This window comes from Metamycoplasma auris (genome assembly GCF_003253435.1).
GTDB lineage: Bacteria > Bacillota_I > Bacilli_A > Mycoplasmatales > Metamycoplasmataceae > Metamycoplasma > Metamycoplasma auris.
Window position 1 is genome coordinate 35999 of record NZ_QKUB01000002.1, and the last position, 19651, is coordinate 55649.

The following is a 19651-nucleotide window of genomic DNA, read 5'->3' on the forward strand; positions in this document are numbered from 1 at the left end:
GTACTTTTTTATGCCTGATATTAGGGCAAATGAAAGGTATCTATGTTATTAAATACAAATGAAATTGTTCATATTCAAAAAAAAGTTTATGAATATAAAGAAAAAATTAGCGCAAGACTAAAAAAATACATTCAATACGGTCGTTGAAATTCAAAAAAGGAATGAGATTTCGGATTAAAAGAAAATGAAAAAGTTGAGCTTAACATCATTCGAGATATAAAAAATAATTCTTGAGTTATTGAGATGACTATGCCTAGTTTTAATTTTGACCATCCATCTCCACTTACTAGAACAATCGAATTAAATAAAAGGAAGTTAAAAATTGATGAAATAGAACAACTTCCAAACAAAATCAAAAAAATTAGACTAAGTAAATATCAGGATGACAATAGTCTAATTAAACTTGAAGATCTAAAAGAATTTGGAGTTCATTTTGTAAAAGTTTGATCTCGAGAAACACATAATATGTTATCGTTTCAGATAGATTTTGAGATTGAAAAAAATAAGTTAGATTTTGAGGAGTTAAATGTAAGAGAAAATAATTTGAAATTTGATTTTATTGAATCAATAAATTTTGTTATCACAAAAGATACAAGTACTGAACACAATCCTTTTGAAAATAATACAGGCTTTGTAAATAACTTAGTCTATGATATTGATTTTTATGATATTAAACAAAATGACTTTTTTTATAAAGTTATGCAACAAAGAGTAGAACTTAAGAGTCAAAATCAATATTATTCTCCTGATAGAGAATTCGCATTTGATTTGTTTAGAAAAATTTATATTGATGAAGGAAATCAATCACTTAACTTAAATTTAAAAAAAGAAACTACAAGTATTAATAATTTTAAATATAAGATTGATTATTATATTGATAGAAACAATCAATGAGATAAAGAAAAAAAGAGTTTCTTTGAAACAAAAGATGGAGAATTTTTAGGTTACCATTTGCCAATACGTTTCAAAGGAGATTTTAAAATAAAATATCAATCATTATACGATGTGATTGATTCATCCAAAACAATAAACTATATTGACAATTTTGCAAATAAGATTTTTGATGAAAAAGAAGGATTAATTAAGTTGTATACTGAAGTTATAAAAATGTCTGAAGAAAACTTAAACAAAGATTTTGATAATTGAACAACAATTAAATTATAGATAAATTGATTAATGACTAGAATTTAGGGCCTTTAGGAATTAATTTTCTTTTATGTTCGGTCTTAGTATTAAATTCCTTAATTTTATTTAGTATTTGCTTATCAATATTTGAATTTCCTTTAATATATTCTTCAAATTGAGCGTAACTGAATCCTAATTCATCCTCATCATACTGATTATCGAGTAAATTTGCACTTGGTTTTTTATTTAATATACACTCAGGAACATTTAAAATTTTTGCCATTTTATAGATATCACTTTTTAGCAAATTTGCAAACGGTAGTAAATCTACTCCGCCATCGCCTCATTTTGTAAAATATCCTAAATAATATTCATTAAAATTATCTGTACCTAAAACTAAAGAATTTGTTTGCTGTGCCTTTGTATAAAGCGCAGTCATAAAAAATCTTGATTTTGAATTCGCTTTTACTCAGTCATTTTTTAAATCAAATTTCTTTGAAAATAAAGCAAATTCCTTTGTTAGATCAATCTTTTCAATTGAATAATTTAAAATTTTATTCAATTGTTTTATATCATTTTCATTTTCCTTATCTTCCTTAGTTTTCAAATAATAAAAATGAGCATTGTCTTTAAATAAATCAAAGCAAATAGCAGCTAATGTTGAACTGTCTATGCCTCCGGATATTCCAAGTGTTATTCCTATAGCATTTGATTTTTTTACATATTTAAGAATTCAGTTTTGAATACGCTTAATTAATTTTTTATATTCTTTTATTTCAAAGTTGTTCAAATTTAAATTAGGTCAGTTTAGCATAATTAATAATTTTAAACTTAATATCTTGATAAAAGGAATTTTTATTTTGTTTTAATTTAGGATTTAATTAATTTATAATTCTTTTATATTAAAAAATACAATCAATTAAATTAGAGAACTTAATTGATAAATATAAAGTAAATTACTTAATGTCACTAAAGAAAATATTTCAATAAAATAGGAGATAATGATGATTAATGTTAATGATTTAAAACCAGGAGTTACTTTTAAATTAGATAATGATATTTTTGTTGTTTTGGAAGCTCAACACTCAAAACAAGGTAGAGGCCAAGCAAACGTAAAAGTTAAAGCTAAAGACTTACGTTCGGGTTCAACAACAATAAAATCATTTACAGGTGGAGAAAAAGTTGAAAAAGCTCTTATAGATAAAGTATCAATGGATTATTTATATAATGCAGGAGATACTATTGTTCTAATGGATCAAGAAACCTTTGAGCAAATTGAAATTCCTGTCACAGATGTAAAGTGAGAATTAAACTTCCTAAAAGAAGGGATGAGAGTTATTGTTAGAAAATATGAATCTGAAGTTTTAGATATTGAACTACCTGCCAATGTTGAACTAGAAGTTATTGAGGCTCCAGAAGCAGTTAAGGGCAATACAGCTCAAGCGGCTTTAAAGAAGGTTACACTTGAAACTAATCTTGTAATTGAAACTCCTTTATTTATTAAAGAAGGTGAAAAAGTTTTAGTTTCAACAGAAACTGGAAAATATGTAGGAAGAGCATAATATGAATGATTTTATTTCAGTAAATACTAAACTTAATTTTGATTTTAAAGTCGATGTTGACACGATTAAACAAACAATAGATGACTTTTTTAGCAAACAACCTTCAATTATTTTGACTAAAGAACCTGAATTAATCGTCAATAAAGGTAATCTAGATTTAATTATTTATTGTACTTTAAAAGAAAATGCAAGCATTTCTTTTGAAACTAACAAAATGATTTTTCTATTAGAACAAAGAATATACTCATTAATTAATACCAAACCAAACAATATTAAAATAATTTTCGAAAGCATTTAAAATGTTTAAAAACCGTCAAATTAATAATCTTGCAATTGACAATATAAAGATTAATTCATTGGCTCAAATAGCTAATACAAGAACAGCAAATATTGCAATTAACATAAGCGCAGCAAAAATATTTCATTCCCTTTTTGCATTTCATTATAAATTTGATTTACAAAATCCAAACTGAATATCAAGAGATAGATTTATTTTAAGTGATGCTGATGCAATCCCTACATATTACTCAACGCTATATATTTTGGGATTATTAAAAAAGACTGACATTGAAAATATAGGAAAATCTAATTCACAGTTTCAAAATTACATTGAAAAAAATAATAATTTAGGAATTGAAGTATCTTCAACTAAAGCAGGTTATGGAATCGCAAAAGCAGTCGGTATTGCTCTATCGGAGGCTCATTTATCTAAGGAATTCAAAGAAATTTCTCATTATACATATGTTTTTGTATCAAATAAAGACCTTGATACAGGCATTGCCCACGAAGCGCTTAGATATGCAGGTTCAATCAATCTAAATAAACTAATTATTCTTTATGATTCAAATTCGTTTCTAGGTAATGGAACAAACAAAAAGAACTTAGTTAATAGTAAAAAAATGTATCAATCTTATGGTTTCAAATACCTAAAAATTAATGATGCATCATATAAATCAATAACAAAAGCAATCTTAAAAGCAAAAAGATCATCAAAACCTACAATAATCGAAATAAAAACTTCATTGCAAGAAATGGGAATTAATAATTTTCAAAGTTTTCAATCTCAAAACTATAGTTTAACATTTGAACAAATTGATGATATTAGAGATAATACACATTTCAAAAAAAGCGATCCTTTTGATACATATATTGACGTCATTAACGAATATAAGAAAGTTTATGAAAAAAATAATCTTATTTTTAAAAAATGAACACAAACAAATAAATTAATTAATTATTTAACCGAAGAAATTAAGGAAAATGTCAATGACAATTATTTGAAGGATCGTAATGACCTATCATCTAAATTAATTACAGTAATTGATAATATTCTTGATAAGTATAAGAATACAATTGTTCTATCTTCATCATTAGATTTATTGAAGAAAATGAAAAACTCAAACGGTGTATTTGATTACAATAATACAATTGGACGAAGTTTATTTCTTGATACAAAAAAGATGTCAATGGGACTGATTGCAAATGGTATTAGTTTACATTCGAACCTAATTCCAATTACATTTGATAATCTATCAGATGCAGATTTATTTATTCCAAGCATACGTCAAGCAATTACATACAATAAAAAAATTCTATATATCTTTAATAATAATCTAAACTCAATTCAAAACTCTAATATCAAATATCAAGAAGAAGAACAAATGGCACTTTTAAATCAAATTGAAGGCCTAAAAATTCTATATCCTGCTGATATTACTGAACTAAAGGGCGCACTTGAGTATTTCTTTAACAAAAATAAAGGACCGGTTGTTATTGTTTCCAAATTAGATAGTAATTGAAGTTGTGAAGAAACATCGAAATATAATTTCATTGGTGGTGCATATTTCCTTTTAAATAATCATTCAGAATTCACTCTATTAGCAAAAGGTAATGATTTATATTTAGCACATAAGATTGCTACAAAGCATAATTTCAATCTGATTTCAATATCTAATGAAGATAACATTGATAAATTAGAATATGATAGAAACAAAGCAATTACCTTTACTAAAGATACGAAGCATTATTATCGTAAATATGCAAAATATAATCTAAATATCAATAATTCCAATGACAAATTAAGATCAGATTTTAATTATATTGAAAAAGCAATTAAAGCAATATTTAAAAAATCAAGTCAAAATTAGAGACTTGATTTTTTTATATCTTCTTTAAATCTTTTAATTTCATCTTCTTTTAAATGACGAAATTCGCCTATCTTTAAATTAGAATCATCCAAAAAACCATAACGTTTTCGATGTAATTGAGTTACAAAATTATTAACTAACAAAAATAAATTTTTAATATGATGATTTCTACCTTCATTTAATGTTATTGAGTAAGTTTTATCTTTTATTTTCTTAACAACTTGTCTTGAGAATTTACCATTTAACCTTACAAAGTTTGAATTAAGATATTTCAGTTCTTTTTCGCTTAGTTCTTTTTCTAGGGTTGCAATATATTCTCTTTCCATTTGAAATGAAGGGTGCGCTAAATTATTAGCAAATTCACCATCATTTGTAACAATAATAACACCTGTTGTATTGAAATCAAGTCTCCCAATTGAATAACAAAATGAATCAATTTTCATTCATTCGTATATTGTTTGGCGTTTTTGTGGATCTTTGATTGTACAAATAGTATTTCTTGGCTTATTTAGAAGAATATATAGTTTTTTTGGTGTCTTATTAATTACTTTATTATCAATTTTTATTTCATCATTTTCATTTACTCTTTGACCAATAATTGCAATCTGTCCATTTACTTTAACCCTTTTATTTATAATCAATTCTTCAGCTTCTCTTCTTGAACAGTATCCCAAACTTGAAATCTTTTTTTGTAATTTTGGATTATCTAACATGTTTTTCCTTACTTATTATTAATTAATATGCCTTCTTGTTTTAGCACTAAGAAAAATAATATTTATATTATAAATAGTTTTATTCAAAGTTTCATTTTATTAATTTAGAGTCATTTTTCTTTTAAAGTTAAGGTGGAGTTAAAAATGTTAGAAAGCAAAATTGAAAGTATAAAAAATATGAGTCTACAAAGAAAAAGAGCATTCATTGCAGACTTTTGTTTAAACCAAAAATTAAAGAAATATAGAAATGATATAAATTCACATCTTAAGAACATCTCACTACTTGATTTCTTCATCAATTCCTTAAGTGAAGACTATAAGAAAATATTCATTGAAAATTTTATTAAAAAAGAAAGTAATCCTTATTGATACCTAGATAATTGATCTAAAAATGCCTACTATAGAAAATTAAATTATCTAGTTAACTTATTTATTGAATATGTTTATTGCGCATAATCAAGCATATAGAAATATTGAAGAATCAAATAATGTCTGAACTGAGGAATTTATAATTAATGCAGAAGAGAGCAACTATTTAGATAATTGATCAAGTTTTAATGAATTAACAAAACTAAGAATTCGTCGGATTATTCAAAATGACAAATTTATTTTAGCATTTGAACACCATAATAACCTTGAAAAAATTAAGGATATAAAGATTGAAGCTACAGTAAATAATTCAAGAATCGAAATGATTCCGTCATATATTAATTCCAAAAGACAAATAGTTCTCAAATATAACAGTGACTTAGATACAAAAAATAAACTTGAATTTAAAGATATTGCAAACCTTAATTTCGAGATCTATTACAACGATGGTTGAAGATGATATCAGACTAAAAGATATACATATTGAATTAAAAGAAATGAAAAATCTAAGAATATTCTAATTAATAAAAAAACAGATATTCAAATTCTTTCAGAAATAGAAGTAGTCTCGAGTCCAGATCGCCTAAGTAAAGAAAAAATTAATCATAAATTTAAAACAAAATATTTAAATCTTAATTTAAAACCTACTTTATTAAGAGTTGGGTATTTTAATACAAAGTTATATGACCTAAACATCTCAAAAATAGGTAAAGAAGATAAATCACTGTATACCTTGGATGAATCAGATACATATAATCTAACTTTTGGTTCAGCTCAGATATTTAATCCTTATAAAGAAAAATATGAAACAAAACTTAAATACAAATCATTTAATAATCTTGAAATAGACATTGATTCATATAGTTATTATGATAGATCAATTGAAAGTGTCATTGTAGGTCAACAACACCCACTTGCAAAAAATGGATTACTTATTCCGCTAAAACATACAGGAATCTTTGGTTATCAGATTCCTTTAAATATAGGAAAAAATCTAAAGGATTTTAAACTCACTTATTCGCAAAATTTTCCTAAAGCTTTTTTTAATCTTAATGATGGACTTATAAAGATGTCTTTGCAAATAATAAAAGGATGACTAACTGATGAAAAATGACACAAAATCAAATATCAGGATTTTAACAAAATAATCAAGCACGCGGATTCTTTAGAATTTATTGAAAATATAGGGAAGGATTAATGAAAGAAAGAACAAAGAAAATATTGCTATGAAGCAGCATAATTTTAATTATAGGTGCAGCAGCGGCAGCAACAGCTACGATGGTCACATTACAACAAAAAAGAAAAAAAGAAAGAAATGAACTAAATAAAAATAACTATCGATTAGAAAATAAAAACCAAAAAGATAAAAAAGTAGACTTTGATATTCTAAATAAGAAAAAGAATGAAGAAGAGTCTAAACCCATCATTGAACATATTGATGATGAAGATCCAAAAGAAATCAATGAACTAGAAACAAAGGAAAAGAAAATCATATCCTGAGAAGAAGTTTTTCCAAGAATAAAGAAAGAAGACTATTATGAAAAACTTAATTTTTCAAATGGACAGGCTATTATTGATGAAGATATGATTTTATATATCATTAAGGATATCTTAAATAGAATGCTAATAACAGATGGCATCGTTGAATATGCATATAAAAAACTCGATGATCAAAACTTCATTATTTCTTTTAAATGAAATAATGAAAAACAAAAAAGTGTAGTAAGTTATAAAATAAGCACAAACAAGTTATAATTTATACACTATGGATTTTAAAGAATTGGTGTTTAAAAAAATTAGAAAGCTTACAAAAAAAGATTTTGATATTGATACCCCAATAAGAGGTTTAAACATTGATAGTTTAGATCTAGTTATCCTAATATCAGAATTAGAAACTAATTTCAACATTGAAATAACTGATGATGAATTAATGAAAATTAAAACAATCGGTGATGTTTTAAATATTATTGAACAAAAAAAATCAAAGTAATAAAATAAAATGTAAATGAAATAATGTAAAATGTTATTAAAACATTTTTATTATTACGGGTATAGTTCAATGGTAGAACAACGGGCTTCAACCCCGTGTGTTGTGAGTTCGAGTCTTGCTACCCGTGCCATATCATTAATAAATGAAATTAAAAGCAGTTTTGAAACTGCTTTTTTTAATTATTTGTATTGAATAATACCAATCTTTCTCAATCTTTAATTTCAATCATTAATTAATTTAGTTAAATACTCAAAGAGATTAGTTTTAGGTATTGATTTTCAATTAAATATTTCGATAAAAGATTGAATAAGTATTTAATAACCATTGAATATGTATTCGAAACAGACTTTTTGAATAATTATTTTGAGATTGACTAATGTTATTGTTATAATAGAAATGTTATTTATAAATTTTAAGGAGTAAATATTAATGAACAAAAAGCTTATGTTTTTGAGTGCTCCAGCACTCATGCTAGGTTTTCCGCTAATCGCTGCATCATGCAATTTAACTAACAAAACAGAGCAAGAAGCAAAATACAACGAAGACAAAACTGAATTACTTCAAATTGGATTCAAAGACGGAAAAATTGAAGCAATTGCAACTACCGTTAAAAAAGTACCAACAAAACTACCAAAAGAAATTACTAGTTTAGAAAATGCATTTAAAGACAATATAAATGACACTATTGAAGGTCTTGACCAATGAGATACAAGCAATATTGAAAATATGGATGGTGTATTCTTTGGTGCTAAGAAATTCAATCAAGATCTTTCTAAATGAACTACTTCAAAAGTAAAAAGTATGAAAAGTATGTTTGATACTGCAAATGAATTCAATCAAGATATTTCAGGTTGAGATGTATCAAAAGTAGAAAACATGGACTTCTTATTCATTCGTGCCTCAAAATTCAACCAAAATATCTCAGGTTGAAAAACAGATAGTCTAACCTCTATGCGTGGAATATTCAAAGAGGCTTCTGAATTCAATCAAGAATTAAAGGATTGAAAAGTTGATAACGTTACTGATATGGCTTCAGCATTCAATGGTGCTAAGAAATTTGATAAAGAAATCGGCAGTTGAAATGTTGAAAAAGTCACAGACATGAGTAACATGTTCCAAAACACAGATGTATTCAATTCAGATATTAAGAATTGAAAAGTTTCTTCAGTAACAAAAATGAACAATATGTTTGAAAAAGCCTTGAAATTCAATCAAGACATTAAAGATTGGAATACTTCAAACGTAACTACAATGAAATCAATGTTTGCCGGTGCTAAAGATTTTAATCAAGATTTAACAAAATGAAACGTTGATAAAGTAACTGACCATAAGTATTTCAATAAAGACGGTAAGTCTGATTGAAGTAATATACCTACTAAATTTAAGACAACATTAGGAACTGGACCATCTACTCCAGCCCCAGCTGCCCCTAAGGCTAAATAAATTAATATACGCTATCTAATAACTCCCTTATAAAATCTAATAATTTAATAAAAAAAGCAGACTTCTAAATCTAAATGGTCTGCTTTTTAATTTACATTAATTCGGACAAGAATATATGGTGCCGTCAACTGGAATTGAACCAGCGACCCCTTCCTTACCATGGAAGTGCTCTGCCCCTGAGCTATGACGGCATTAGCAAAAATTCAATGATTATTATATAAGAAAAACTCATTATTTTATTAAATTTATATTATTTAAAATATACTTATTATATTATGGAAAAGACAATGTATGAATCTTTAACTTCAATTAAGAATCAATATTTGGAACTTGAAAAAAAACTTAATACTCCTGAAGTTTATAATGACATTAAGAAGTACACAAAATTATCAAAAGAAAAAGCAGACTTAGAAGATATCTATCTTAATTTTAAAAAATATCAAAGTACAGAGGAGTTGTTTCTATTATCAAAAGATATTATCGAACATGAAAAAGATGCGGAGTTAATTGAATTAGCTAGACAAGATATTGATAATCAACAAAATGAACTAAATATTCTTGAAGAAAAATTAAAAGAATTATTACTACCAGTTGATGAAAATGATAAAAGAGATGTTATTGTTGAAATAAGAGGTGCAGCTGGTGGAGATGAAGCAAACATTTTTTCTGGCGATTTATTCAAAATGTATCAAAAATATGCGGAAGAAGTTGACTTTAAAATTAAGATTATTGATTATACATATGGAGCTGCTGGAGGATTTAGTCAAATAGTTTTCAGTATTAAAGGTAATAAAGTTTTTTCTAAAATGAAATTCGAACGAGGAGTACACCGTGTTCAAAGAGTTCCAGCAACTGAAACACAAGGAAGAGTTCATACATCTACAGCTACTGTAACTGTTTTACCTGAAATTGATGATGATGTTAACATAGTAATTAAACCTGAAGACATTGAAGTTGATGTTTTTAGATCTTCAGGAGCCGGAGGTCAATCTGTTAATACTACTGACTCAGCAGTAAGAATTACTCATAAGCCATCTGGTATTGTTGTTACCTCTCAAGATGAAAGAAGTCAAATTCAAAATAGAGAAACTGCGCTAAAAGTTTTAAGAAGTAGACTATTTGAATTAGAAATGCAAAAACGTGAAGAAGAAGAAAGTGGCCTTAGAAAATTGGCAGGCACTGGTGATCGAAGTGAAAAAATTAGAACATATAATTATCCTCAAGATCGTGTCACAGACCACCGTATTGGATTTTCAACTTCACTAAAAACAGTCATGGAAGGTGCTTTAGATAAAATTATTAACGCATTGATTGCTGATGAAAAGGCAAAGAAAATCAAAGAAGTAGGTTTATAAAAATGATAAAAGAAGAGGTTTTGCTACAAGAAAAAAGAAGGTATGAGCAACCTCTTTTTATTTCTAAAAAAGAAAAAAAACTTCTAAAGAAAGATTATCCTGTTCAAAAAATTATTGGATATCAGGAAATGCAAAATGTTCATATTGATATTCGCTACAATGTATTAATTCCAAGATATGAAACTGAAGAAGTTATTCTTAAAAGTTATCAATATCTGAATAAAAATTCAAAAGTTTTAGATCTATGCTGTGGGTCAGGTTTTATTGGCTTAGCAATTGCAAAAAATATAGCTTGCAATGTAACATTATCTGACATTTCAAACGCTGCAATCAAACAAACGAAACTTAATATGAAATTAAATAATTTAAGTAATTGCAAAGTAATTAAAAGTAATTTATTTCATAATATCAATGACAAATATGATCTTATTATTTCCAATCCTCCATATTTAAATAAAAAACATGAATTTGCAAATTCCCTACACTGAGAACCAAAAAAAGCTTTGTTTGCAAAAGATGATGGTTTATTTTTTTATAAAAAAATATTAAGAAAAGCTCATTACTACCTAAATAATTCAGGATATTTAATCTTTGAAATCGATGAATATGCAAAAAAATGGATTGAAAAACATTATCCAAATACAATTTTTGAAAAAGATATCAATAAAAAATTTAGAATTGCAATCTTAAAATATGAAGACTTAAAAAAATAGCACTCTAAATAAAAATGTGCTAAAATTTCTTATCATGAAAAACAAAAGAGATTATTATGAAGTACTAGGCATTAACAAAAATGCAACAGAAAAAGAAATTAAAACTGCATATCGTAAACTAGCAATGCAATATCACCCAGATAGGAATAAAGCGCCTGATGCTGAAGAGAAATTTAAAGAGATTTCTGAGGCTTATGAAATTCTTTCTGACTCACAAAAAAGAGCTAAATATGATAAATTCGGACATGGTGCTTTTGATCCTAACTCATATTCTTTTGGTGATTCCGAAGATATTTTTAGTAGTTTTTTCCAAAGTTTTAATTCCAGTTTTTCCGGGGGTAGTTTTTTTGATGACATTTTTGGTTCTTTTGGTGGCTTTGAAACTGAAACAAATAAAAGAGGTCAAGACTTACAATTAGTTTTAAATATAAGTTTTGAAGATGCCATTTTTGGAAGAGAAGTAGAAATTGATTTGGATAAATATGACCGCTGCGATTTTTGTAATGGTAGTGGAGCCGAAAGTCCAAATGATATTGTAACTTGTTCAGAATGTCATGGAAGTGGTCAAATCAAGCAAAGAATTGCAATCTTTTCAACAATAAAACCTTGCCCAAAATGTAATGGAACAGGTAAAAAAATAAATCACGTATGCCACAAATGCAAAGGTAAAAAGATTTTAAAAAATACAATAAGACAAAAAATAAAAATTACACCTGGGATTGATAATGGTGATTCCATTAGACTTAAGGGAATGGGTAAACCTTCGGCTGATGGAAGCAATAACGGAGATTTATATATAGTATTTTCTGTTGCAACAAGCAAAATGTATAAGAAACAAAATAATGATCTTTATTTGATTATGCCTCTATCAATTAAAAGCATCTTATGTGAAGAAACAATTAGCATTCCAACACCATATGGAAAAAAAGAAATTAAATTGGATAATAAAATTAATCTAAATGAACCAATAAGAATAAAAAACTATGGATATCCATATAAAAATTCAAACTCAAGAGGCGATTTATATATTAGACTAGATTTATATATACCTAATCTAAATACAGATGAAATTAAACAAATTAAAAAATTATTTGAAAATAAAAATGATACAAAACGTGAAGAATGGTTAAAAAAGTTCTAACCATTTTTTTATTTCTAAATTTCAAAATTAATTTATGTTATTATTGTGCTACTATTATTCATTGTAACTTCTAACAATAAAGAAAAGAGGATTTTATGCCCGAAAAAATTATGATTGTTGAATCGCCAAATAAAGTTAATACTATACAAAAAATTGTTGGAGATAAAATATCAGTTATAGCTAGCGTTGGTCACATACTTAAATTAGCAACCGGTGGAATTAATAATTTAGGAATTGATTTTGATAATTGAGAACCAAAAATGATCCCTGATCCACTTAAAAAATCAATTATCTCAAATCTAAAAAAAGCAACAAAAAATGCAGAGGAAGTTCTAATTGCTACAGACCCTGATCGTGAAGGTGAAGCTATTGCTAATAATCTAATTACAACACTTAAATTAGAAAATAAATATAAGAGAATTAAATACAATGAAATAACTGATGAAGCAATTAATTTTGCAATTAATAATCCACTAGAGATTGATAAAGATTTAGTTAATGCCCAAAAAGTAAGAAGAATGCTAGATCGAATCATCGGTTTCCGTCTTTCTGAACTAATGAAGAAGAAAGTAAGAAATGCTCCTACTAATCCTTCGGCTGGAAGAGTACAATCTATTGCACTTAAGCTAGTTTGTGATAAAGAAAAAGAAATTGAAAACTTTATTCCAATTGAATATTCAAAAATCAATGCAAAAATCCAAAATGAATTAGAAGCAATCCTATATTTAGAAAATAAAGAATATGAAGACAACACTTGAATTTCAGCTGAAAATGCAAATAAAATCTATTCTCAGTTACTAAATAGCAATTATCAATTGATTGTGAGTGATATCAATAAATCTAAAAGAACCGAAGCAGCATATATTCCTTTTAAACAATCTGTTTTATACAAGGAAGCTAAATATAGTTCCAAAGTTGTCCAATCATCCGCGCAAAAATTGTTTGAAACCGGACTTATTTCATATCCAAGAACAGATTCAACAAGACTTAGTGTTGGTTTTTTAGAAAAAGCTCGAAACTACATTAAAAAGCAATTTGGTGATGAGTATATTGCTAAAGAAATAAAAGGTTTCTCTGGTGAACAAGATGCCCACGAAGCAATTAGACCAACAAAGATTGAATTGACTCCTGAACTTGCAATCCAACAATATGAATTGAATGAAATTGATTCATATATATACAAATTAATATATGATAAAACAATCATTGCTCTAATGACACCACCTAAGAAAGAAATTTTTAGATTCAATCTAAAAAGCAATGAATATAACTTTAGAATATCATTTAGCAAAGTAATTTTTGATGGATACTATGCTTATTTAGGAAAAGAAAAATCAGTTGAAATTCCTTCTTTAAAAGTTGGAGATATCCTTAGTGTTAAAGAATTTATTAAAGAGGATAAAAAAACCACACCTCCAAGTCGTTATAATGAAGGATCATTGATTAAGAAACTAGATGACATTAAAGTTGGTAGACCTTCTACTTTTGCTTCAACAATTTCAGTAATTAAGCAAAGGTTATTTGTTGAGTTAGTGGATGGTCATTTAGTTCCAACAGAATTTGGAAAAATTGTTTTAGAAAAACTTCTAACTAGCTTTCCTAAAACAATCAATGAAACATACACAGCAAAAGTTGAAGTAGAATTAGATATGATTTCTGAAGGAAAAAAAGATTACAAGGCATTAATGCAAGATTTCTGAGAAAAATTCAATGCTAGATATGATGATATCAAAGAAAAGATTGATATTACAACACTAGAAATGAATAAATTAGATGAAAAATGCCCAATATGTAACTCTGATTTAGTCTATCGATACACAAAAATAAGAAAACAAAAGTTTATTGGTTGTTCAGCATTTCCAAAGTGCAATTATATTCGCAATATTGACGATAATAAAAAAAGATTTTATTTTAGAAAAAAAGAAAAAATAAATAATAAAAAGTTCAAGTTTAATAAACAAAATTAGGCTTGAACTTTTATTAATTTTTCTCTTTAATTGAAAGATATTTTTTATTCCTTAAAATACAATGTATTTTATCTTTTGTCTAATTTTCAATTTTATTAATTCTGCTATAGTAAAATAAATAGCATGAAATTTCAAAAATCTAAGCTTAGAAAATTCTTTGAAGTAATGACCTGAATTACAATTCCAACCGTAACTGCAGCATCAATCGGTGGAGCAATTTATTATGTCATAAAAAATACTCGAAGTATCCAAAAGGAATATTTCACAGTAGCACAATTCAACGAAGAAGCTAAAAAAATTAGATTATATCCTGAAATATTAGGATCCTTAGAAGCTTCTAGCTTATATGATGATTTTAAAAAAGGACAATCCAAAGCTAATCAAAGAATTGAAGAGTACAAAAAAGAGCACCAAGAAATTGATTGAACTAAAGTTAAAATTAATAATTACAAATATGCAAGATTAGTATCAGCAGAAAAAAAAGAAAAAAATAATAGAATAATTAAAAACCTACCAAAACCTTTTGATGCTCATGAATATTTAAAATCAAAAATTAAAGTTAACCTAGATTTTGAAAAGACAAAATATTTAGATTTCAAATTTACTGATTTAGAAAAAATTAATAATGAAGATACTAAGCTTAGAATACATTATGTTGTTTTTTTGAATTATCAATATGCGACTGGGAATTTTGAACCTAAAAGCAAAAGATATACAAAAAACTCAAAATATTATTATGAAAATTCAGATGTCGTTACTTTTTATTCCAATGATCTAAAAATCTTTAGTGGTTCAAAATTTGCTGCTGAATGACAAAAAAATAAAGCTAATGTTGAAAAAATTATTAGAGAACTAAATGAAAAAAATAAAGAAATAGATAAAAAAATTGAACACCTCGAAGCAAAGTTAAAAGAATCTAATTCTAATAATGAAGAGATATCTAAACAAATTGAGCAATTAAAAGAAGACAAGAAAAAAGTATTTATAAATCCTAAGTTTTATGATGATGTTTTTGAATGATTCAAAAAGACAATCGAAATAACCGATGCTTTTTCTGATAATTATAGAAAAGAAGATGGTTTTGTAATTGAGGCTTATAACAAGAATAATGAGCCATATATTATATGAAATCCAACAAAAGGACTAAACGAATTAACAATTAAATTTATTTTCATTAAAAAAGATAACATGGAAGAAAAAACAATTCGAAGTTATCCAAAAGCAATTATTTTTACTTTGGATAATGTCTAATATGATCTCATTAATTTAATTCATTGCTTATAAAAATTAAAAATCAATAAAGGATAAATATATATGAAAAATAACAAAATCAACATTGCAATTGATGGCCCATCAGGTGTGGGTAAAACAATTATGGCTAAAATGCTTGCTAAGGAATTAGGTTATAGATTTATAAGCAGTGGTAACTTATATCGTGCAGTTGCATATAATGCAATCCAAAAAAATATTGATTTAACAAATGAAAACAAAATTAATGATGCTTGAAATTTCGAACATCTATATATAAGCAAGGATGAAAAAGTTTACTTAGATAAAAAAGATATATCTCTTGAAATAAGAAAAGATGAAATATCACAAGCAGCCTCAGCAATAGCTAAATTTAACTCAATTAGATTAAAAATCAATGACTACATTCAAAATATCGGAAACAAAGACAAAGGTATCATTGTTGAAGGAAGGGATGCAACATATCGAATATTACCTGATGCCGAAGTTAAATTCTTTTTGTGAGCCGAACCCGAAATAAGAGCAAAACGAAGACATAGACAAAATATTATTTTAGGAATTGAAAGCAATTTGGATGAAATTTTAGAATCAATTAAAGTTAGAGATTACAATGATATGAATCGTAAAGTCGATCCATTAAAATACACTGAAGGTAGTATAAGAATTGATTCAACATATATGAGCATTGAAGAAAACTTCAGAGTTATGCTAGCAGAAGTTTTAAAGAGGTTATAACAAAATGAAAAATATTGTTGCATTAATTGGTAAACCAAATGTTGGAAAATCAACCTTATTTAATAAGATTATTGATAAAAGAAAGTCAATTGTCTATGATACTCCTGGCGTAACTAGAGACCGTATATATGATGATGCAAAGTGATCAGGACATGAATTTAGCATCATTGATACTGGTGGCATTACAAATGAAAGTGATAATTTTAAAGAACAAATAAAAAAACAAGCTGAAATTGCTATTAATGAAGCTGAAATAATTATTTTTATTGTTGATGGAAAGAATGGAATTACATCTGAAGATTTCTTCATTGCTAGTTTACTAAGAAAAGCAAATAAGAAGACTTTATTAGCAATCAATAAATTAGAATCTAATTTACATTTTTTTGATTCTGAAGTTTACAAACTTGGGTTTAGTGAAATTTTTCCAATTAGTGCAATTCATGGTGAGGGTGTTGGTAATTTACTTGATGCAGTTATTAATAACTTTACAAAAAAGCAAAATCAAGAAACGCAATATTTCAAACTAACAATACTTGGCCCAACTAATGCTGGTAAATCAACCTTATTGAATACACTAACAAACGAAGATCGTTCAATCGTATCTAATGTTGCGGGTACTACACGAGATTCAGTTTCATCCATCATAAAAATTAATGATGAACTTTTTGAAATCATTGATACAGCTGGAATTAAAAGAAAAAGTAAACTAACTGATAGCATTGAACACTATGCTCTAATTAGAGCCAAGAATTCAATTGAAGAAGCAGATCTTTGTTTGTTAATGTTAGATGCACAAGAAGAAGTTAGTCATTTCAGTCAAAACATTATAGGCATTGCATACGAGTTAAAAAAACCATTGATTGTAATCATTAATAAATGAGATCTAATTGAAAAAGATACAAATACAATGTCAATCTACAAAAAAAATCTTGAAAAGAAACTAAAATTCGTAGATTGGGCTCCGGTTGTTTTTATTTCAGCTAAAAACAAACAAAGAATTAACAAACTAAAAGATGAAATTATTAGAGTAAAAAATAACATCAACCGTAAAATCAATACAAATCAACTAAACTCAATAATTATGTCTGCACAAATTATTAAGCCGGCATCTCCAATTAAAGGAAAAAGACTTTCAATTACTTTTTCAAAGCAAATTGAAGCAAAAATTCCAACTTTTCTTCTTTTTGTAAATGATCCAAAATGTGCCCACTTTACTTACTTAAGATATATTGAAAATCAAATTAGACAAAACTATGATTTTTCTGGAACCCCAATTACTTTAATTCTAAAAAATAAAAATAAGGATGACATTAAGTAGATATGATGAATAAAATTGCAATTTTAGGTAGTGGTGCAATGGGGACTGCTTGCGCAAGTGTACTTGTTCAAAATAATCAAAATGTTACTATTTATGGGATTGACCAAAGTGAATTAAATGACCTAAGAGATGGTTATAATCGGAAATATTTTGGGGATAAATTCATCTATAAATTTAAGACTTCTTCAAATTTAGAAAACACACTGAAGGATGCTAATTTTGTTATTATTGCTATCCCAACAAGGTTCATTGAAGATATATTCAAAGATATTGTGTCTTTAATTAATAAAAAAGCAATAATCATTAACCTTTCGAAAGGTTTTTGACCAAATTCAAATGAATTTGTACATGAAAGAATGGAAAAGCTTTCGTCTGCAAATAAAAAAATTATGGGAATTGTTTCGATGATTGGTCCTTCATTTGCGATTGATATAGTAAATAAGAACATCACTATCATTAATGCAGTATCAAGAGATATAAAACTTGCTAAAAAAATAAAAAATATTTTTTCTAATGATTGATTTGGAATTTCAATCAATGATGATGTAATTGGAGCTGAAATTGGTTCAACCTTTAAAAATATTTTAGCAATTGGCTCAGGGTTAGTTGCAGGAATGGGATATTCAATCAATACACAAGCTTCACTGCTTACTTATGGATTAAAAGAAATAAAAAAATATGCATTATATCGTCATGCAAAAAATGAAACAATTTATGATTTATGTAGTTTAGGTGACTTAATTCTTACAGGTCTATCTGAAAAGTCACGTAATTATCAATATGGTAAACACTTCTTCAATGATAGATTGGATGATAATAAAATAACTATTGAAGGATTATATGCCTTGAAATATATTTATAAAGAATTAAAGAATATCAAAAATTTAAAACTTCCTTTGATTGAATCAATCTACGAAATAATATATAATAAAAAAAATCCAGATACAATTATTAAACAACTAATTAAGAAAGTATAACCTATATAAGCTTAGAGAGGCTAAAATGACAAAAAAAGAATTGATTAAAGTAACTGCAGAAAAAACTGGTTTTCAAAATGCAATGGTTGAATCAATCATTGATCAAATGATTAGCACTCTAGTTGAAAAAATGTCTAAGGGTGAACAAGTAACAATTTCAGGGTTCGGAGTTTTTTCTTCAAGAGTTATTCCTCCTAGAATAAAAAGAAATAATATAACTAAAGAAAACATTCAAATGCCTGAAAAACTAGATCCTAAATTTAAGTTTTCAAATTCCTTAAAAGAAGATATTAATGAAATATTCAAAAAAACTAAAAAGTAAGACTTTCAGCAATATTTAAAATCCCAGGAAAAGATAAAGTTAATCTTTTACCAATATTTAAAGCCTCTTCATAATGAAGGCTTTTTTTATTTTTTATTCCATCTATAAAATCCTTATGAAAAATAAGAAAGAAAGTATTTTGAACCTTGAAATAAATAATTCAAAAAGCAATTCCTTTATGCTTTTCAACCATATTTAAATATTCAATTTGATGGTTTCTTATATTGCTTAAGGGAAGAGTATTTTCTTCAGTACTTTTTGCTTCAAAGGCAATAAATCTTCCATTAAGAACACCATAATAATCAACTGAACTTTTTCCTTTAATGATTGCTCTATCAAGATTTAAGTTTTCATTTTCATATTTAACTGATTTAAACTTAACATCTAAATTTTTTTTATGAATCATACAAATATTGTTTCTTATATAGAATTCATTTGTTTGATTGATTATTGTCTCAAGTAGCATTCCTCTATTTTTAAAAAGATAACTCATATTTATATTTAAACATATAAAGGATAAATAACT

21 protein-coding genes and 2 tRNA genes are annotated in these 19651 nt (G+C 26.4%); 19 read left to right on the plus strand and 4 right to left on the minus strand.

The window, feature by feature from the left end; genetic code table 4:
• The first annotated feature begins 42 nt into the window (after positions 1-42).
• The gene (locus BCF89_RS07640; protein ID WP_111518198.1) at positions 43-1164 is read left to right on the plus strand and encodes an MHO_1580 family protein; all 1122 of its coding nucleotides are present in this window, start codon (positions 43-45) and stop codon (positions 1162-1164) included.
• A gap of 16 nt (positions 1165-1180) precedes the next feature.
• Here the strand turns inward: BCF89_RS07640 and nadE are convergent, their stop codons facing one another.
• On the minus strand, positions 1181-1939 hold the full coding sequence (gene nadE / locus BCF89_RS01045) for an NAD(+) synthase (protein WP_111518200.1): 759 nt from the start codon (positions 1937-1939) through the stop codon (positions 1181-1183).
• Positions 1940-2129: 190 nt separating this feature from the next.
• Here nadE and efp point away from each other — a divergent pair, with 190 nt between their 5' ends.
• The 3 genes from efp to BCF89_RS07650 are packed head-to-tail and all read left to right on the plus strand — an operon-like array spanning position 2130 to position 4834.
• Positions 2130-2687, plus strand: coding sequence for an elongation factor P (gene efp, locus BCF89_RS07645; protein ID WP_111518202.1), 558 nt, complete (start codon positions 2130-2132; stop codon positions 2685-2687).
• Between the two features lies 1 nt (position 2688).
• Entirely contained in the window at positions 2689-2985 is a 297-nt protein-coding gene (locus tag BCF89_RS01055) for an MMB_0454 family protein (RefSeq protein WP_111518204.1), read from the plus strand.
• Between the two features lies 1 nt (position 2986).
• Positions 2987-4834 carry a thiamine pyrophosphate-binding protein gene (locus BCF89_RS07650; RefSeq protein WP_111518206.1) on the plus strand — a complete coding sequence of 616 codons (1848 nt, stop codon included), beginning with the start codon at positions 2987-2989 and terminating at the stop codon, positions 4832-4834.
• On the opposite strand, the gene BCF89_RS07655 is transcribed toward BCF89_RS07650, so the two are convergent.
• Positions 4831-5547: a pseudouridine synthase gene (locus tag BCF89_RS07655; protein WP_111518208.1), complete on the minus strand. Its 717-nt coding sequence runs from the start codon at positions 5545-5547 to the stop codon at positions 4831-4833. The genes BCF89_RS07650 and BCF89_RS07655 overlap by 4 nt on opposite strands.
• A gap of 144 nt (positions 5548-5691) precedes the next feature.
• On the opposite strand from BCF89_RS07655, the gene BCF89_RS01070 reads away from it, so the two are divergent.
• The 6 genes from BCF89_RS01070 to BCF89_RS07675 all read left to right on the plus strand — a co-directional run bounded on the left by BCF89_RS01070 (position 5692) and on the right by BCF89_RS07675 (position 9349).
• Positions 5692-6003, plus strand: a complete 312-nt coding sequence (locus tag BCF89_RS01070) for an MG284/MPN403 family protein (protein ID WP_111518210.1) — start codon at positions 5692-5694, stop codon at positions 6001-6003.
• Positions 5987-7114 carry an MHO_1580 family protein gene (locus BCF89_RS07660; RefSeq protein ID WP_111518212.1) on the plus strand — a complete coding sequence of 376 codons (1128 nt, stop codon included), beginning with the start codon at positions 5987-5989 and terminating at the stop codon, positions 7112-7114. The genes BCF89_RS01070 and BCF89_RS07660 overlap by 17 nt, the downstream gene beginning before the upstream one ends.
• Complete coding sequence (locus BCF89_RS07665) at positions 7114-7671, plus strand: MHO_1590 family protein (RefSeq protein ID WP_111518214.1); 558 nt, start codon at positions 7114-7116, stop codon at positions 7669-7671. Before BCF89_RS07660 ends, BCF89_RS07665 begins: the two co-directional genes overlap by 1 nt.
• Positions 7672-7681: 10 nt before the next feature.
• Positions 7682-7906, plus strand: coding sequence for a phosphopantetheine-binding protein (locus tag BCF89_RS01085; RefSeq protein WP_111518216.1), 225 nt, complete (start codon positions 7682-7684; stop codon positions 7904-7906).
• Between the two features lie 55 nt (positions 7907-7961).
• Positions 7962-8036 (plus strand) — tRNA-Trp (locus tag BCF89_RS07670).
• A 299-nt stretch (positions 8037-8335) separates the two neighbouring features.
• Positions 8336-9349, plus strand: a complete 1014-nt coding sequence (locus BCF89_RS07675) for a BspA family leucine-rich repeat surface protein (RefSeq protein ID WP_111518218.1) — start codon at positions 8336-8338, stop codon at positions 9347-9349.
• 116 nt (positions 9350-9465) lie between these two features.
• Here BCF89_RS07675 and BCF89_RS01100 read toward each other — a convergent pair.
• Positions 9466-9540, minus strand: a tRNA-Thr gene (locus BCF89_RS01100).
• Between the two features lie 84 nt (positions 9541-9624).
• On the opposite strand from BCF89_RS01100, the gene prfA reads away from it, so the two are divergent.
• From prfA to BCF89_RS01145, 9 genes are all read left to right on the plus strand, one after another.
• Positions 9625-10704: a peptide chain release factor 1 gene (gene prfA / locus BCF89_RS01105; RefSeq protein ID WP_111518220.1), complete on the plus strand. Its 1080-nt coding sequence runs from the start codon at positions 9625-9627 to the stop codon at positions 10702-10704.
• 2 nt (positions 10705-10706) lie between these two features.
• Positions 10707-11417, plus strand: coding sequence for a peptide chain release factor N(5)-glutamine methyltransferase (gene prmC, locus BCF89_RS01110; RefSeq protein WP_111518222.1), 711 nt, complete (start codon positions 10707-10709; stop codon positions 11415-11417).
• A gap of 34 nt (positions 11418-11451) precedes the next feature.
• Entirely contained in the window at positions 11452-12558 is a 1107-nt protein-coding gene (gene dnaJ / locus BCF89_RS01115) for a molecular chaperone DnaJ (RefSeq protein WP_111518224.1), read from the plus strand.
• 95 nt (positions 12559-12653) lie between these two features.
• Positions 12654-14525, plus strand: a complete 1872-nt coding sequence (gene topA / locus BCF89_RS01120) for a type I DNA topoisomerase (RefSeq protein WP_111518226.1) — start codon at positions 12654-12656, stop codon at positions 14523-14525.
• A gap of 123 nt (positions 14526-14648) precedes the next feature.
• Positions 14649-15776, plus strand: a complete 1128-nt coding sequence (locus BCF89_RS07680) for a hypothetical protein (protein ID WP_111518228.1) — start codon at positions 14649-14651, stop codon at positions 15774-15776.
• 63 nt (positions 15777-15839) lie between these two features.
• Positions 15840-16508 (plus strand): (d)CMP kinase, encoded by a 669-nt coding sequence (cmk, locus tag BCF89_RS01130; RefSeq protein WP_111518230.1) that lies wholly within the window; start codon positions 15840-15842, stop codon positions 16506-16508.
• 4 nt (positions 16509-16512) lie between these two features.
• The gene (der, locus tag BCF89_RS07685) at positions 16513-17826 is read left to right on the plus strand and encodes a ribosome biogenesis GTPase Der (RefSeq protein WP_111518232.1); all 1314 of its coding nucleotides are present in this window, start codon (positions 16513-16515) and stop codon (positions 17824-17826) included.
• Between the two features lie 2 nt (positions 17827-17828).
• A complete protein-coding gene (locus BCF89_RS07690) occupies positions 17829-18803 on the plus strand; it encodes an NAD(P)H-dependent glycerol-3-phosphate dehydrogenase (RefSeq protein ID WP_277870039.1) in 975 nt (324 codons plus the stop codon).
• A gap of 25 nt (positions 18804-18828) precedes the next feature.
• Positions 18829-19125: an HU family DNA-binding protein gene (locus BCF89_RS01145; RefSeq protein WP_111518234.1), complete on the plus strand. Its 297-nt coding sequence runs from the start codon at positions 18829-18831 to the stop codon at positions 19123-19125.
• Here BCF89_RS01145 and recU read toward each other — a convergent pair.
• Complete coding sequence (gene recU / locus BCF89_RS07695) at positions 19115-19618, minus strand: Holliday junction resolvase RecU (RefSeq protein ID WP_111518236.1); 504 nt, start codon at positions 19616-19618, stop codon at positions 19115-19117. The genes BCF89_RS01145 and recU overlap by 11 nt on opposite strands.
• Positions 19619-19651: the final 33 nt, after the last annotated feature.